A 12,643-nucleotide genomic window follows, 5' to 3' on the forward strand; every position below is an offset into this window, starting at 1 on the left:
TCCTCAACAGTCCGGATGTATGGCCGCAATCTCAATCCCATCTGCCGATCGTTCGCGAAGGCCTTGCAAAACGGGGGCGTCCATGTATGTGGGAGGGGATCGCTCAGGCTACCTGAGCGCCCCTATCCCGTTTACCGCTTCGGTGACGGCGGGGTCAGCGCGCGGCGAACGCGAACCAGCCGGTGCTGGCTGCCAGACGGCGCGGACGGCGGCCAGCACCGCGCGGCGAAACGGTCGGTGTGCGGCGCGAGGCCGATGAGCGCAGCGTCAGCGGCGAACTCGGCAGCAGCGTTCGCAGCGAGAAGCGCGAGAAAGGACGCGCGCCTGCGCGTACGCGCAGCATCGAGAAGAGCGACTGGAACCAGGCGCGCAAGCCGTCGGCGGACGAGGCTTGCCGCTGTTGCGCGAGCTGGCGGGTGCGCGTGGCGTGGTGGCGCAGCGCGCGCACGATGCGGCGCTGTGCCGGGCGGGCCGCCTTCAGGGCGACGCGCTTGATGCGGGTAGTCAGACGAGTGTGCATGGTTCGGGCGTGAGAGCGAGAGCGTCGGGAAGGGCGTCGCAGGAGATGAGCGGCGGCATGCTGAAAGGAGCACCAAGCATGCCAACTGGCGAGACCGGACGGCCCGGATGGTGGCCCGACGCGGCGGCGATCGCAGTGGATCGCGCGCAGAAGAGAGAAGCAATCGACATCCGTGCAGGCTACACGCGAATCGTGACGGGAGAAAGTCTCGGTTGTCCTACTGCGGTTAGGGGTTTATCCGTAGGGAGATCGACGCTTTTTCGCCGCTGTTGTGACCGAATTGCGTGCATCGCTGCTCCAGCGCCGTGCAGCATGCGCGCGCGCCGTTCATGCCCGTTTTACAATCGGCATATTCACCAAAACGTCAACCTGGGTAAAACGGAACGCTTCATGGCAGAGCATTCAAAAAAGGAACAGGTGCAGATGCTGCGGGAACGCGGCTTCGTGGTCGTGCCCGGACTGGTTGCGTCCGAGCGCTGCGCCGCGATCAAGGCGCTCGCGCAGCGGCAGCTCGAAGAAGCGGCGGCGCCGCTCGAGTACGAGGCCGACTTACGCTATCCCGGCGCGCCGGATTCGAAGCAGGCGCCGGGCGGTCACACGGTGCGGCGTTTGCTCGACGCCTACGTGCGTCACGAGCTCCTTCGCGAATGGGCGACCGCGCCCGAAATCAAGGGCTGGATGGAGCTGTATTTCGGCGAGGAGCCGCGGCTGTCGCGCGCGCATCATAACTGCACGATGACGAAGCATCCGCGCTACGGCAGCCTGACCGGCTGGCATCGCGACGCGCGCTACTGGTCGTTCGAGCGCGACGACCTGGTGTCGACGTGGCTCGCGCTCGGCCCCGAGACTGTCGACAACGGCGGGCTCTGGTTCGTGCCCGGGTCGCACAATACGGCGTTCACGTCCGATCGGTTCGACGAGGCGAAGTTCTTCCGCTCCGATCTGCCGGAGAATCAGGCCCTCATTCACACGGCGGTGTCGCCGGAGTTGCAGCCGGGCGACGTTGTCTTCTTCCACTGCAACACGCTGCACTCCGCGGGGCAGAATCTCACCGGCGACGTGAAGTTTTCGCTCGTGTTCACCTATCACGGCGCGAGCAACGTGCCGCTGCCGGGGTCGCGTTCGGCTTCGAAGCCAGAGGTGGCGCTTTAAGCTTGTTGCAACGTTTCAGCGCTTGCGCGAGGAGGCCGCGAGGCCGGTCAGCCCGGCGATCGTCGCGATGACGCCGCCGGTGATCAGCAGGATCGTCTTGTTGGTCGGCGCGCCGGTGAAGAGGCGCGACATGTCGTTGGCAAACGAGTGGAACGACTGGCCGCCGAAGTACAGCAGCACCACGCCGCCGACGATCAGCGCAAGCGAAATCGCCTTGATCATGAGAAGCCCTCATCGACAAAACACGGACGCGGCAGTGTATGGGAGCTGCCGGGCGGCGTCCATCCCTCGCGCGTTTGCGGCGTAGCCGCGCCATCGAAGCTGCCGGGGCCGCACTCGCGTCTGCCGCCGCACGCGGAACCCCGCCAAATCCTGCTATTCGGGCCGTCGGCCGCCGTCAGCGCGGACTGACGCGTTTGGCTAACATACCCGGTCGGGCGGCCGCGCGAGGCCGCGCTCATCCACGCACTCATCGAGGACTCACATGGCCTACGAAGCAGCATCGGAACGCTATTCAGACATGCAATACCGCGTGTGCGGCAAGTCGGGGCTCAAGTTGCCGGCAATCTCGCTCGGGCTGTGGCACAACTTCGGCGATACGACGCCGCTTTCGACGCAGCGCGAGATCCTGCGCACGGCGTTCGACCTGGGTATCACGCACTTCGATCTCGCCAACAACTACGGGCCGCCCTACGGTAGCGCCGAGACCAACTTCGGGCGCCTCTTCAAGGACGATTTCAAGCCTTACCGTGACGAGTTGCTGATCTCGTCGAAGGCCGGCTGGGATATGTGGCCCGGCCCTTACGGCCAGGGCGGCGGTTCCCGAAAGTACGTGCTGGCGAGCCTCGATCAGAGCCTGCAGCGCATGGGGCTCGATTACGTCGACATCTTCTACTCGCATCGCTTCGACGCCGACACGCCGCTCGAGGAGACCGCCGGCGCGCTCGCGACCGCAGTGCAGCAAGGCAAGGCGCTTTATGTCGGGATTTCGTCTTATTCGGCGGCGAAGACGCGCGAGATGGCGAAGCTGCTGCGCGAGCACAAGGTGCCGTTACTCATCCATCAGCCGGCGTACAACATGCTCAACCGCTGGATCGAAGGCGAACTGCTCGATGCGCTCGACGAGGTCGGCGCGGGCAGCATCGCGTTCACGCCGCTCGCGCAAGGGCTCCTGACTGGCAAGTACCTGAACGGCGTGCCCGCCGATGCGCGCGTCAACAAGCCGGGCGGCGGTTCGCTGCAGGAGGGTCATCTCAGCGCGGAAAACATCGAGCACGTGCGCAAGCTCAACGCGATCGCCGAGCGGCGCGGCCAGAGCCTTGCGCAGATGGCGCTCGCGTGGGTGCTGCGCGATTCGCGCGTGACTTCGGCGCTGATCGGCGCGAGCAAGCCCCAGCAGGTGCGCGAGAACGTCGCCGCCCTGCGGAACCTCGCGTTCACGCCGGATGAGCTCGCGGAAATCGACCGCTACGCGACCGAGGGCGGCATCAATCTATGGGAGAAGCCGTCCACCGATCAGGCGATTGGATGATGAGGCGCCGGGCCGCTACATGAGCGCCGGCAGCCCTTCGACCAGCACCACGGCGAAGGCCGCGCCGAGCAGCGCGCCCAGCACGCGCAGGACATTGTGCTTGAACGAGGACGACGTCGGCAGTGCGCCGAGAAAGAGTGCCCCGGCAAACGCCATCGGAAGGATCAGGATCAAATCGCCGATGGTGAAGTATGTCGACATGCTGTGTCTCCTTTGTCGATCGGAGTTAGTGCTTCAGCACTTACTCCGATCCCATGCTGTGGTTGTCTGGAGTTAGCGCTTCAGCACTTACTCCGATCCCATGTGTCGCGCCAAGCGGTCGTACGCATTAACTGAGTATAGGAGACAAATCGAGTGCCGCTCGCCGGCGCAGGGCTGTGCGGCGTTTAGTTTTCGATCGCCGAAAGCCCCGTGCGGCGGGGCTTGCGGGGATTCGTCGCGGGGTGCTCAGGGCGATGCGCCGCTGGTGCGCACGCTTGCGTTCAGCTTTCGTGTCAAGCGTTCGTAAGGACGATCTCCGAAACTAGAGGCATTTGTACTATCAGCTTTCGCTTTCCAGTTGCCGTTATCGCAGGAACAATTAGATGCACGCGCAACGGCTCGTTCGTCGCGCGGTTTCACCGCCGGGGCGGCTCGCCCTGGCTTCGCAGCAACATAGAACGGGGGAAATATCATGCAAGTCGGTTCGATCGTCCGGTCCGTGCATATCGCCGTGCCCGCGGGTGCGCGCGGCATCGTCATGCGCATTCTCGGGGACATGGCGATGGTGGTCTGGTATGCCGGCGAGCCCGGCGCGTCCCTGCAACTCAACACTGAACCGTTCTTTCTCGAAGATCTGATCGACACCGGCGACCTCGTGCGGCCGGCTTCCGAATTGATGCACTGAACCCGCTTTTGGCCGCCACGCCAAGCGGTCTTTTGCGTCGGTTTTGCCCGCTTGTGCGGCGGCGCGTTCGGTAACGAGCGCGCGCATGCGGCACAATGCGGGCATGAACGATTCCCGCTTCGACTCATCCTCCGATACGGGCGGCCCCGCCGCCGCCCATCCCTTCACCCGGCTCACGCCGGAATGCGTGCTCGACGCCGTCGACACCGTGCTCGCCGCCACCGGCGTGCGCACCGATGGGCGCCTGCTGCCGCTCAACAGCTACGAGAACCGCGTGTACCAGGTGGGCGTCGAGGACGGTCCGCCCGTGATCGCGAAGTTCTACCGGCCGCAGCGCTGGTCGGACGAAGCCATACTCGAAGAGCACGCGTTCGTCGCCGAGCTCGCCGCGCGCGAGATTCCGGCCGTGCCGGCGCGTATGAGCAAGGGGCGGTCGCTGCACGAATTCGACGGCTTTCGCTTCGCGATCTTCGAGCGGCGCGGCGGGCGCGCCCCCGAAATCGACCGGCGCGACACGCTCGAATGGCTCGGGCGCTTCATCGGCCGCATTCACGCGGTTGGCGCGAGCGCGCCGTACGCCGCGCGTCCGTCGCTCGATATCCGCACCTTCGGCTACGAGCCGCGCGACTACCTGCTGGCGAGCGATTTCATCCCGCCCGACGTGCGCGCGCCATACGAAGCGGCGATGAGGCTCGCGCTGGAAGGCGTCGAGCGCGCATTCGAGCTTGCGGGCGAGGTGCGCCCGTTGCGCCTCCACGGCGACTGCCATCCGAGCAACGTGCTTTGGACCGACGCCGGCCCCCATTTCGTCGATTTCGACGACAGCCGCATGGGCCCCGCGGTGCAGGACTTGTGGCTGCTGCTGCCGGGCGGCCGCGCCGACGCGTCGCACGCGCTCGCCGACCTGCTCGCGGGCTACGAGGACTTCTGCGAATTCGAGCCGCGCGAGCTGTATCTGATCGAGGCGCTGCGCACGCTGCGGCTCATTCATTACGCAGCGTGGCTCGCGCGCCGCTGGGACGATCCGGCGTTTCCCGCCGCGTTCCCGTGGTTCAACACGCAGCGCTATTGGGAAGAGCGCGTGCTCGAACTGCGTGAGCAGATCGGCGCGATGCAGGAAGGGCCGCTCTGGCCGTTGTAAGTTCGCGCCATTCACCCAAGGGTAGGTGCGCTCACCGCTTCATCATCAGCCTCAGGATCGCCCGCACGCGCCACCCATAAGGCGGCGCGATCAGCGCGCGCGTATTGAAACGCGGCTGCGTCAGCACCGGCTTCATCTTCGAGAACGTCACGAAGCCGTCGTAGCCGTGGTACGCGCCCATACCGCTCGCGCCGACGCCGCCGAACGGCAGGTCGTCGCACGCGATGTGCAGCAGCGTCTCGTTGACCGACACGCCGCCCGAGATGGTCTCGCGCAGCACGCGCTCGATCGTCGCGCGGTCCTCGTCGAAGAGGTAGAGCGCGAGCGGACGTTCGCGCGCGTTCACGTAGCGCAGCGCGTCGTCGAGCGTGTCGTAGGGCACGAGCGGCAGCAGCGGGCCGAAGACTTCCTCGCGCATCAGCGCAGAATCGTCGGGCGCGCCGGTCACCACGCAGGGCGCGAAACGCCGGATCGACGCATCGGCGCCCGACGCAACGGCGCCCGAAGCATCGGCGAGCGGATGCAGTTGCGCGCCGCCAGCGGCCGCTTCGTCGGCGAGCCGCTGCAGCCGCGCGAAGTGCCGCTCCGAGACGATCGACGTGTAATCGCGATTGCGCGCGAAGTCCGGATACAGCCGCGCGACGCACGCGCGGGCTCGCGCGATGAACGCCTCCTCCTTGCCGCGCGGCACGAGCACGTAATCGGGCGCGATGCAGGTCTGTCCGGCGTTGAGCGTTTTGCCCGTGACGATGCTGTCGACCGCCGCGTGAAAGCGCGCCCGCGGGCCGATGATCGCAGGCGACTTGCCGCCGAGCTCGAGCGTGACGGGCGTGAGATTGCCGGCGGCGGCGCGCATCACTTCGCGGCCGACATGCGTCGAGCCGGTGAAGAGCAGATGGTCGAACGGCAGCGCGCTGAAGGCGGCGCCGACCGACGCATCGCCGTTGACGACCGCGACGTGATTACGCGCGAATGTCTTCGTGACGAGCTCCTCGAAGAGGGCCGAGGTGCGGGGCGTCAGCTCGGACATCTTGATGAGCGCCCGGTTGCCGGCCGCCAGCGCGCCGACGAGCGGTCCGGCCGCAAGCAGGATCGGGTAGTTCCAGGGCGCGACGATGCCGATGACGCCCAGCGGCTGCGGCATGACCGTCGCGCGGGCGGGCTGGAGCCAGAGGCCCGCGCTCCTGCGCTGCGGTTTCATCCAGCGCTTGCCGTGCTTGAGCGCCGCCTCGATTTCGATCTTCACGAGCGCGATCTCGGAGAACAGCACTTCCTCCTTCGCGCGGTTGCCGAAGTCGGCGCTGACCGCTTCGGCGAGCGCGTCGCTGTGGTCGAGCAGCATCGCGCACAACGCCTTCAGGTGCGTGGCGCGCGTCTCCCACGATGGAAACGGCGTACGCAAGTGCGCTTGGCGTTGCTCGCGCCACAATGCTTCGAGCGCGGCATAGCCGGGCAGATCGTTTTTCATCGTCACTCCCTGATCCTGGTTGTCGCGCTCGGCGGCGCGCTTTTCGAGCGGCAGTTGTCGACGGTCACGCGGCAAACGCCCGCGCGACGATCGCCGCGTGGTCGAACGATGCCGGCAACGTGCCGTAGACACGCCCGCATTGCGCGGCGGACGCGGCGCCGTCGGCCAGGCGGGTCGCGATGAACGCGTCGGCGACCGGCGCGGGAGCATGGCGCAGCAGCAGCACCGCTTGAGCCGCGAGCACGAGTTGCTGAGCGATGCGCCGCGCACCCGCTTCGAGCGCATCCGGCGCGGCGGCGAGCGAGCCCGCAAGCCGTTCGAGCGCGGCGCGCAAAGCGGGATGCCCCTGCGCATCGGCAAGCCATGCTGCAAGCAGCGCCTGCGCGCCTTCGGGATCGCGCTCGATCGCGCGCAGCACATCGAGGCACATTACGTTGCCCGAGCCTTCCCAGATCGAATTGACCGGCGCCTCGCGATAGAAGCGCGCCATCGGGCCTTCTTCGACGTAACCGTTGCCGCCCCACACCTCCATCGCCTCGCCGGTGAATTCGAGCGTCCGCTTGCAGATCCAGAACTTCGCGGCCGGCGTGACGATGCGCCGCCACGCGCGATCTTCGGGCATTGCTGCGGCCGGGTCGCTGTCGTACGCCCGCGCGAGCCGCATGAAGAGCACCGTCGCCGCTTCGGATTCGAGCGCGAGATCGGCGAGCACGTTGCGCATCAGCGGTTGCTCGACGAGCTTTTTGCCGAAGGCGGCGCGGTGCCGCGCGTGGTGGATCGCCTGGACGAGCGCCGCGCGCATCAGCGCGGCGCTGCCGATCACGCAGTCGAGCCGCGTGTAGTTCGCCATCTCGATGATGGTCGGCACGCCGCGGCCTTCGTCGCCGATCATCACGCCGTAGGCATCGAGGAATTCGACTTCGCTGCTGGCGTTCGAGCGATTGCCGAGCTTGTCCTTGAGGCGCTGGATCTGGACGGGGTTCTTCGTGCCGTCCGGCGCGAAGCGCGGGACGAAGAAGCACGACAGCCCTTCGTGCGTCTCAGCACGCGCCGGGCCGCCCCAAGCGTGCTGAGACGCCCCCTCGGGGGGCAGCGAACGAAGAGAGCGTGGGGGGCGTTCCATCCCGCTGCGTGCGAGCACGAGGTGCGCGTCGCACTGCGGCGCCGAGAAGAACCACTTGTGGCCGACGAGCCGGTACGCGGCGCCGCGGCCCTCGCCTTCCACGGCGAACGCGCGCGTCTGGTTGCTGCGCACGTCGGAGCCGCCTTGCTTCTCGGTCATGCCCATGCCGACCATCATCGAGCGCTTTTGCGCGAGCGGAATGTCGCGCGGGTCGTGCTCGCGGGACAGCAGCTGGTCGCGCAACGCCGCATAGAGCGCGGGCTCGCGCTGCAGAACGGGGATGCTCGCGAAGGTCATCGTCAGCGGACACAGCGAGCCCGATTCCAGTTGCGCATGCAGGAAGTAGCCGGCGCAGCGCGCGGGCATCGCGCCCGGCTGCGGTTGCTCGAAGGGCAGCGCGTGCAGGCCCTCGGCGCGCAGCAGCGTCAGCAGCTGGTGCCAGCTCGGATGAAACTCGATGGCGTCGATGCGCTCGCCGCGCGGGCTGAAGGTGAAGAGCTCGGGCTCGTGCCGGTTCGCGGCGCTGGCCAGGGCGAGCGTTTCCGGCTTGCCGAGCTGCGTGCCGTCGCGGGACAGCGCTGCAAGGTGCCAGCGCGCGCCTTCACGCTCGACGGCTTCCATCAGGGCCGGGTCGCTTTCGAAGAGGTTGTAGTTTTCGAGCGGCGGAGCCTGGTTCGTGACTTCGTGCGTCGCCATGTGCGTCTCCTTATGCGATGGGCGCCTCTCTTATTGTCGCGCCGGGCGGCCTGAAATGCCCATGCATGATAGGTAGGGGCGGCGGATTCCGTTTAGAGGAATCGTTCTTGCCGCCTTTGTCGCGCCGGGGCGCCGCTCAATCCTCAGGCGTGCCCGTCAATCGGCGCGAGCGGGTATAGGCGAAGTCGTCGCCGGGCTGGCCGGGGAGCGTCTCGCGCGCGACCGCCAGCCATGCGCGCGCCGCGTGCGAGAGGTAGCCGTTCTTGCGCCAGCCGACCGCCATGCGCCACGGAATCTCCGGCTCGACGACCGGCTTGCAGGTGAAGTGCGTCGCATCGAGCCGCCGGCAATACGGCGACGGCAGGAGCGCGATGCCGACGCCCGCATGCACGAGCGCCGCCATGAAATCCCAGTGACTGCTGCGGCCGGCGATGGCGGGCGTAAAGCCGACGCCGCGGCACGCTTCCATGACGACGTCGTTGAGCGCCAGGCTCTCGTTGTAGAAGACGAAGGGCTCGCTCGCGAGATCGGCGAGACGCACGTTCTCTGCGTCGTCCCAGCGCGAGCCGCGGCGCGCGACGACCCACAACAGCTGGTTGGTCATCGGCAGCACGTCGAACATGTTCATGTCGACCGGCTGCAGCACGCCGCCCAATTCCAATTCGCCCGCGATCAGCGCCGCCTCGATCGCGCGCGAGCCGTGCTCGTAGAGCTTCAATTCGACCTTCGGATAACGCCGCCGGAATTCGGCGATGGCCGGCGTGAAAAGCGAGCCGCCCATCGGCGGAATGCCGATGGCCAGCTCGCCGCGGCCGAGCGTGCCGACGTCGTCGAGCTCGGCCTGCAGTCGAGCGTGCGCGGCGAGCACCTCCTGGCCGCGCTGAAAGACGATCCGGCCCTCGTCGGTCAGCATCATCTGGCGGCCTTCGCGCAACAGCAGCGGCGCGCCGATCTCATCTTCGAGCGCCTTGACCATCTTGCTGATGGTCGGCTGGGTGACGAACATCCGCTCGGCCGCGACGGTGAAGCTCTGCTGGCGGACCACTTCGATGAAATAGCGCAGCGCGCGGAGTTCCATGGGCAATCCTTCGCTGAAATTCCAATCTGGAATGCATTAGATGATTCTAAGTCATTTTATTTATGGCGAGGCTATTTCTATACTTTCATGCGTCAGATCAAAGAAAGGTTGCTGCCATGACCCCAAGTCGTTCCATCAGCCTCGCATCGACGCGGTTGGTTGGCGTCGCGGTGCGGGCCGGCAAGATTGCTTTCCAGACCGCGGCGATTGCCGCCGTCTGGTATGCCGCCGATTTCATCGTGCGCCGGACCGGGTTGCCGGTGTCGGGCGGCGTCGCGGGCCTGGGCCTGCTGCTCGCGCTGCTGTTCATCGGCCGCGGGGCGGCGCGCTGGATCGAGGACGGCGCCAACTGGCTGCTGTCCGACATGCTGCTGTTCTTCATCCCCGCGACGATCGCGGCCGTCAAGTACGGCGGCCTGTTCGAGAAGGACGGCTGGCGCCTGGCGCTCGTCGTGATCGCCGGGACGGTGAGCGTGATGATCGCCGTGGCGTTCGCGGTCGACAGGGCCGCGCGTTTCGAGCGCCGCCTCGCGTTGCGGCGCGTGCTTGCCGCGCGGGACGCGCGCAATTGATGGAGCGGGCGCCGGCACTCGAACCGCCGTGCCCCGAAAACGAATGAATCCCTTCACATCCCAGTTTTTCGCCGGCGTCTCCGCTCAGTGGATCGCCGCCGGTTGCTTCGTTCTGACCGTGGCGCTGTATTTCGCGATGAAGCGCGTCTACGCGAACGCAAAGAAGCCGTGGCTCGCACCGTTCATCGTGGTGCCGGTGCTGCTGATCGGCTTCCTGGTCGCCGAGCACATTCCTTATGCCCTGTACTTCCAGGACACGCGCTGGCTGCTGTGGCTGCTCGGCCCGGCGACGGTCGCGTTCGCGGTGCCTATCTACCAGTATCGCGAGTTGATGAAGCGCCATTGGATCTCGCTTGCGGCGGGCGTGACGGTCGGCATCGTCGCGGCGGTGGGCGGCTCGCTGCTGCTCGCGAAGCTGCTGCACCTCTCGCCCGATCTGCAGCGCAGCCTCATGACGCGCTCGGTCTCGACGCCGTTCGCGCTGGCCGTCTCCGACAAGATCCACGCGCCGCGGGAGCTGACCGCGCTGTTCGTGATCGCGACCGGCATGTGCGGGATGCTGCTCGGCGAGCTGGTGCTCGCGTTCATTCCCGCCAGGACGCGGCTCGCGCGCGGCGCGCTGTATGGGGCGTCGTCGCATGCGGCCGGGATCTCGAAGGCCCGCGAGCTGGGCGGCGAGGAAGGCGTGGTCGCGAGCCTCACGATGATGATGACGGGGATCGTGATGGTGATGATCGCGCCGCTCTTGCCGATGATCCTGCCGATTTAGGGTGCGAACCGCTTGACGGAGCGCGGGCTTCCCGGCCTGCGCCGCCTGCGAAACCCATCGCAAAACTTCGCTTTCCTTTGCTACAATCGCGCTTCGTTCCGAGGAGCGTTGCGACGGATTCTCATCCGCCAGGCTCGGGACGCTTCAATCGGACCACCCGCGCGTGCAGCTCGCACGACCCCCGCTGGCCGGCTCCATCGAACGGCGCTCACGTCTTAAATTTCTAGAACTTTTTAGAAAGGAGGGCGTGATGAACGCCGCAGTTATGGATTCCAAGACTCAAGATTTCGTCGTTGCCGACCTCTCCCTCGCCGACTGGGGCCGCAAGGAACTGAACATCGCCGAGACCGAAATGCCGGGTCTCATGCAGATCCGCGAAGAGTACAAGGCGCAGCAGCCGCTGAAGGGCGCGCGCATCGCGGGTTCGCTCCACATGACGATCCAGACCGCCGTGCTGATCGAGACGCTCAAGGCGCTCGGCGCGGACGTGCGCTGGGCCTCGTGCAACATCTTCTCGACGCAGGACCACGCCGCCGCGGCGATCGCCAAGGGCGGCACGCCGGTGTTCGCGTTCAAGGGCGAATCGCTCGACGAATACTGGGAGTTCTCGCACCGCATCTTCGAATGGCCGAACGGCGAGTTCGCCAACATGATCCTCGACGACGGCGGCGACGCCACGCTGCTCCTGATCCTCGGCTCGAAGGCCGAGAAGGACCGCTCGGTCGTCGCCAAGCCGACCAACGAGGAAGAGGTCGCGCTCTTCAAGTCGATCGAGCGCCACCTCGAAATCGATCCCGCGTGGTACTCGAAGCGCCTCGCGCAAGTGCAGGGCGTCACCGAGGAAACCACGACCGGCGTGCACCGCCTCTATCAGATGGAAAAGGACGGCCGCCTGCCGTTCCCGGCGATCAACGTCAACGATTCGGTCACGAAGTCGAAGTTCGACAACCTGTACGGCTGCCGCGAGTCGCTCGTCGACGGCATCAAGCGCGCGACCGACGTGATGATCGCGGGCAAGATCGCGGTCGTCGCGGGCTACGGCGACGTGGGCAAGGGCTGCGCGCAGTCGCTGCGCGGCTTGGGCGCCACGGTGTGGGTCACCGAAATCGATCCGATCTGCGCGCTGCAGGCGGCGATGGAAGGCTACCGCGTCGTGACGATGGAATACGCGGCCGACAAGGCCGACATCTTCGTGACGGCCACCGGCAACTACCACGTGATCAACCACGATCACATGAAGGCGATGCGCCACAACGCGATCGTCTGCAACATCGGCCACTTCGACTCGGAAATCGACGTCGCGTCGACGCGCCAGTACCAGTGGGAAAACATCAAGCCGCAGGTCGACCACATCATCTTCCCGGACGGCAAGCGCGTGATCCTGCTGGCCGAGGGCCGCCTCGTCAATCTGGGCTGCGCGACGGGCCATCCGTCGTTCGTGATGTCGAACTCGTTCGCGAACCAGACGCTCGCGCAAATCGAGCTCTTCACGCGCGGCGGCCAGTACGAGAACAAGGTGTACGTGCTGCCGAAGCACCTGGACGAGAAGGTCGCGCGCCTGCACCTCGCGCGCATCGGCGCCAACCTGACCGTGTTGTCCGACGATCAGGCAGGCTACATCGGCGTCGACAAGAACGGTCCGTTCAAGCCGAACCACTACCGTTACTAAGCAACAATACGGCAGTAATCGAGCCGCAATCGGGCAGA

13 protein-coding genes and 1 riboswitch are annotated in these 12,643 nt (G+C 66.4%); of the genes, 7 read left to right on the forward strand and 6 right to left on the reverse strand.

Going from position 1 to position 12,643, the window contains the following annotated elements:
- Positions 1-154: 154 nt before the first annotated feature.
- Positions 155-520, reverse strand: coding sequence for a hypothetical protein (locus tag FAZ69_RS31845; RefSeq protein ID WP_136899264.1), 366 nt, complete (start codon positions 518-520; stop codon positions 155-157).
- 390 nt (positions 521-910) lie between these two features.
- Between FAZ69_RS31845 and FAZ69_RS31850 the strand changes: the two genes are divergently transcribed.
- A complete protein-coding gene (locus FAZ69_RS31850; RefSeq protein ID WP_136899266.1) occupies positions 911-1,672 on the forward strand; it encodes a phytanoyl-CoA dioxygenase family protein in 762 nt (253 codons plus the stop codon).
- 15 nt (positions 1,673-1,687) lie between these two features.
- On the opposite strand, the gene FAZ69_RS31855 is transcribed toward FAZ69_RS31850, so the two are convergent.
- Positions 1,688-1,894 (reverse strand): DUF3185 family protein, encoded by a 207-nt coding sequence (locus FAZ69_RS31855; RefSeq protein WP_136899268.1) that lies wholly within the window; start codon positions 1,892-1,894, stop codon positions 1,688-1,690.
- A 262-nt stretch (positions 1,895-2,156) separates the two neighbouring features.
- Here FAZ69_RS31855 and mgrA point away from each other — a divergent pair, with 262 nt between their 5' ends.
- Positions 2,157-3,203, forward strand: coding sequence for an L-glyceraldehyde 3-phosphate reductase (gene mgrA, locus FAZ69_RS31860; protein WP_136899270.1), 1,047 nt, complete (start codon positions 2,157-2,159; stop codon positions 3,201-3,203).
- A gap of 15 nt (positions 3,204-3,218) precedes the next feature.
- Here mgrA and FAZ69_RS31865 read toward each other — a convergent pair whose 3' ends face one another.
- A complete protein-coding gene (locus FAZ69_RS31865) occupies positions 3,219-3,404 on the reverse strand; it encodes a hypothetical protein (protein ID WP_136899272.1) in 186 nt (61 codons plus the stop codon).
- A gap of 472 nt (positions 3,405-3,876) precedes the next feature.
- Here FAZ69_RS31865 and FAZ69_RS31870 point away from each other — a divergent pair, with 472 nt between their 5' ends.
- Both FAZ69_RS31870 and FAZ69_RS31875 read left to right on the forward strand, forming a co-directional pair.
- A complete protein-coding gene (locus tag FAZ69_RS31870) occupies positions 3,877-4,089 on the forward strand; it encodes a hypothetical protein (protein WP_136899274.1) in 213 nt (70 codons plus the stop codon).
- 103 nt (positions 4,090-4,192) lie between these two features.
- Positions 4,193-5,230, forward strand: a complete 1,038-nt coding sequence (locus FAZ69_RS31875; protein WP_136899364.1) for a serine/threonine protein kinase — start codon at positions 4,193-4,195, stop codon at positions 5,228-5,230.
- 31 nt (positions 5,231-5,261) lie between these two features.
- On the opposite strand, the gene FAZ69_RS31880 is transcribed toward FAZ69_RS31875, so the two are convergent.
- The 3 genes from FAZ69_RS31880 to FAZ69_RS31890 form a co-directional block, all read right to left on the reverse strand.
- Positions 5,262-6,698, reverse strand: coding sequence for a coniferyl aldehyde dehydrogenase (locus FAZ69_RS31880; protein WP_136899276.1), 1,437 nt, complete (start codon positions 6,696-6,698; stop codon positions 5,262-5,264).
- A gap of 64 nt (positions 6,699-6,762) precedes the next feature.
- Positions 6,763-8,517: an acyl-CoA dehydrogenase family protein gene (locus FAZ69_RS31885; protein ID WP_136899278.1), complete on the reverse strand. Its 1,755-nt coding sequence runs from the start codon at positions 8,515-8,517 to the stop codon at positions 6,763-6,765.
- A 136-nt stretch (positions 8,518-8,653) separates the two neighbouring features.
- A complete protein-coding gene (locus FAZ69_RS31890) occupies positions 8,654-9,595 on the reverse strand; it encodes a LysR family transcriptional regulator (protein WP_136899280.1) in 942 nt (313 codons plus the stop codon).
- Positions 9,596-9,711: 116 nt separating this feature from the next.
- On the opposite strand from FAZ69_RS31890, the gene FAZ69_RS31895 reads away from it, so the two are divergent.
- From FAZ69_RS31895 to ahcY, 3 genes are all read left to right on the forward strand, one after another.
- A complete protein-coding gene (locus FAZ69_RS31895) occupies positions 9,712-10,167 on the forward strand; it encodes a CidA/LrgA family protein (RefSeq protein WP_136899282.1) in 456 nt (151 codons plus the stop codon).
- A 43-nt stretch (positions 10,168-10,210) separates the two neighbouring features.
- On the forward strand, positions 10,211-10,936 hold the full coding sequence (locus tag FAZ69_RS31900) for an LrgB family protein (protein ID WP_136899284.1): 726 nt from the start codon (positions 10,211-10,213) through the stop codon (positions 10,934-10,936).
- Positions 10,937-11,030: 94 nt separating this feature from the next.
- Positions 11,031-11,153, forward strand: a riboswitch (S-adenosyl-L-homocysteine riboswitch).
- Positions 11,154-11,186: 33 nt separating this feature from the next.
- Complete coding sequence (ahcY, locus tag FAZ69_RS31905; protein WP_136899286.1) at positions 11,187-12,605, forward strand: adenosylhomocysteinase; 1,419 nt, start codon at positions 11,187-11,189, stop codon at positions 12,603-12,605.
- The last annotated feature ends 38 nt before the right edge of the window (positions 12,606-12,643 follow it).

Source organism: Trinickia terrae (assembly GCF_005144415.1).
GTDB classification, from domain to species: Bacteria; Pseudomonadota; Gammaproteobacteria; order Burkholderiales; family Burkholderiaceae; genus Trinickia_A; species Trinickia_A terrae.

Excerpts from the sequence above, each read along its gene's own strand:
- FAZ69_RS31885 (WP_136899278.1), bottom strand. The coding sequence starts at position 8,517 with ATGGCGACGCACGAAGTCACGAACCAGGCTCCGCCGCTCGAAAACTAC.
- FAZ69_RS31855 (WP_136899268.1), bottom strand. The coding sequence starts at position 1,894 with ATGATCAAGGCGATTTCGCTTGCGCTGATCGTCGGCGGCGTGGTGCTG.
- FAZ69_RS31845 (WP_136899264.1), bottom strand. The coding sequence starts at position 520 with ATGCACACTCGTCTGACTACCCGCATCAAGCGCGTCGCCCTGAAGGCG.
- mgrA (WP_136899270.1), top strand. The coding sequence starts at position 2,157 with ATGGCCTACGAAGCAGCATCGGAACGCTATTCAGACATGCAATACCGC.
- FAZ69_RS31880 (WP_136899276.1), bottom strand. The coding sequence starts at position 6,698 with ATGAAAAACGATCTGCCCGGCTATGCCGCGCTCGAAGCATTGTGGCGC.
- FAZ69_RS31895 (WP_136899282.1), top strand. The coding sequence starts at position 9,712 with ATGACCCCAAGTCGTTCCATCAGCCTCGCATCGACGCGGTTGGTTGGC.
- FAZ69_RS31850 (WP_136899266.1), top strand. The coding sequence starts at position 911 with ATGGCAGAGCATTCAAAAAAGGAACAGGTGCAGATGCTGCGGGAACGC.
- FAZ69_RS31900 (WP_136899284.1), top strand. The coding sequence starts at position 10,211 with ATGAATCCCTTCACATCCCAGTTTTTCGCCGGCGTCTCCGCTCAGTGG.
- FAZ69_RS31870 (WP_136899274.1), top strand. The coding sequence starts at position 3,877 with ATGCAAGTCGGTTCGATCGTCCGGTCCGTGCATATCGCCGTGCCCGCG.
- FAZ69_RS31875 (WP_136899364.1), top strand. The coding sequence starts at position 4,193 with ATGAACGATTCCCGCTTCGACTCATCCTCCGATACGGGCGGCCCCGCC.
- FAZ69_RS31890 (WP_136899280.1), bottom strand. The coding sequence starts at position 9,595 with ATGGAACTCCGCGCGCTGCGCTATTTCATCGAAGTGGTCCGCCAGCAG.
- ahcY (WP_136899286.1), top strand. The coding sequence starts at position 11,187 with ATGAACGCCGCAGTTATGGATTCCAAGACTCAAGATTTCGTCGTTGCC.
- FAZ69_RS31865 (WP_136899272.1), bottom strand. The coding sequence starts at position 3,404 with ATGTCGACATACTTCACCATCGGCGATTTGATCCTGATCCTTCCGATG.